The organism is Actinomycetota bacterium (assembly GCA_030018275.1).
Taxonomy (GTDB): domain Bacteria; phylum Actinomycetota; class Aquicultoria; order Subteraquimicrobiales; family Subteraquimicrobiaceae; genus Subteraquimicrobium.
The window spans coordinates 1-2,012 of record JASEGB010000033.1 but is presented as its reverse complement, the minus strand read 5'-3'; the positions used below and the strand labels follow the sequence as shown (position 1 = coordinate 2,012).

The window sequence follows — 2,012 nt, the reverse complement described above, 5'->3', positions numbered from 1 at the left end:
AGCCATTTTCATACCCGAAGGTCCTTCAGTCACGCCGGCTTCCAAAAAAGTTTTTTACCTAAGCAGCGATCCCGATAAAGAGTCTGGCTGCTTTGGAACAGATAGAGATTTAAGTCCCATGCTAAAAATCGTAGAAAAATCTCTTCTGCCCAATAAATTGAGGGTTGTTGAAAAATTATCTCGTACACACTGGCGATACCCGCTGAATTTTTGAATCAGACGGGTTTTCCTTCAACCATCGACTGATTTATCACAGCTGCCAGGTAACCGGCACCGAATCCATTATCTATGTTTACCACGGCTACTCCGGGTGCGCAGGAGTTGAGCATGGTAAGGAGTGCCGCCAATCCCTGGAAGCTCGCTCCATACCCCACGCTTGTGGGCACGGCAATTACTGGGCTGGCAACCAATCCCGCGATGATGCTCGGAAGCGCTCCCTCCATTCCAGCCACGGCTATGATCACCTTGGCCTCCGTTAATTTCTCCTTAAAGGAGATCAGACGATGAATGCCGGCGGCCCCCACATCATAGAGCCGATCCACATCGCTCCCCATGACCTCCGCGGTGATCGCCGCCTCTTCGGCTATGGGAATATCTCCGGTTCCCCCCGTAACCACAAGGACTTTTCCCACGAGTCTTTTTTCTTTCTGCTTTACAACCACAACTCTGGCTTCCTTGTGATATATGGCTTTGGTGGTAACTTCCTTGATGGCTTGATGAGCTGCTTCATCGGCTCTGGTGGCCAGAAGATCCTGTCCCGTCTTCAGTAAAGCGGTGGATATTTCTTTGATCTGAGAGATCGTTTTCCCTTGGCAGAGGATAACTTCGGGGAAACCCTTCCTCAAGAGTCGATGGAGGTCAACCTTGGCAAATCCAAGTTCGGAGAAGGGTAAATCCTTGAGTCTCTCTAGGGCGGTATCGATATCTATCTTCCCATTCCGAACATCTTTTAAAAGATCTTTTAAGCAGCGCTCAAACACATTTTTTCTCCTCTGTGGGGAGAGGGAGATTCATGCTTCCCTGGCGGTATCCTTCGAGATCAACCGTTATATAGTCAAAACCCAGTCTCTTGAATCTATCCAAAATCCACGATCTAAGCTCGAATAATAATTGAATATCCGTTTTTGCCACTTCGATTCGGGCAGTTCTTTCATCGTGAAGGCGAACTCTAACCTGGTTGATCCCAAGTTCATGGATTACGGATTCGGCTGTGTGGATGAGATTGATCCTTTCGGGAGTGATCCTCTGACCATAGGGGATTCGGGTAGCCAGACAGGCCATGGGAGATTTATTCCACGTGGGGAGGGATAAATATTTTGAGAGGAAGCGGATATCCTCTTTGGTCAGCCTTGCCTCAGCCAAGGGACTTCGCACGCCCAATTCCTGTGCAGCTCTTTGACCTGGTCGAAAATCATCAAAGTCATCATAGTTTGTGCCATCTATGAGATGTAGAATTCCTTTCTGTAAGGCAATATCGTTGAATCTGAGATAAAGATCGTGTTTGCAGAAATAACACCTTTCTTCGCTGTTGGCCACGAAGTCCTTATTTTCCAGGGCATTCAGGGTGATCACGATATGCTCCACATCTAGCCCCATTGCTAACTTTTTGGCTTCTTCGACTTCTTTTGGGGGAATTATCTCGGAGGAAGCGGTGATGGCAACCACATTTTCTCCCAGGGTGTGCTCACATATTCTCAGAAGGAAGGTACTATCCACTCCCCCCGAGAAGGCCACAGCCACGCTTCCCATCTCACGGATTATTTTCTGTAGGCGGTCGCACTTGCTTTTGAATATTTTATCCTTGCTACCTATATTTTGATCCAGGAAACTATCCATAGTGATCCTCAACTTTTTGTTGTTTATATTTCTAATTTTTCGCCTAAAAATCCTGCAAAATAATGGGCAATTTCCTTCGACCGGTGGAATTTTTTACCAAGTGTTAAACCTGAGACTTACTTGGACTATTAACAAGTCAAGTTGACACTTTCTGACACTTCTGACACTTTCGGTTT

Annotated in this window: 3 protein-coding genes; 1 reads left to right on the top strand and 2 read right to left on the bottom strand. The window is 46.7% G+C overall.

Annotated features, from left to right (window positions below):
- The coding region (locus tag QMD66_07865; protein ID MDI6822737.1) for a hypothetical protein at positions 1-214 on the top strand (214 nt) is incomplete at its 5' end.
- A 1-nt stretch (position 215) separates the two neighbouring features.
- Here the strand turns inward: QMD66_07865 and larB are convergent.
- Both larB and larE read right to left on the bottom strand, forming a co-directional pair.
- On the bottom strand, positions 216-980 hold the full coding sequence (gene larB, locus QMD66_07860; protein MDI6822736.1) for a nickel pincer cofactor biosynthesis protein LarB: 765 nt from the start codon (positions 978-980) through the stop codon (positions 216-218).
- A complete protein-coding gene (gene larE, locus QMD66_07855; protein MDI6822735.1) occupies positions 973-1,836 on the bottom strand; it encodes an ATP-dependent sacrificial sulfur transferase LarE in 864 nt (287 codons plus the stop codon). The genes larB and larE overlap by 8 nt, the downstream gene beginning before the upstream one ends.
- Positions 1,837-2,012 lie beyond the last annotated feature (176 nt).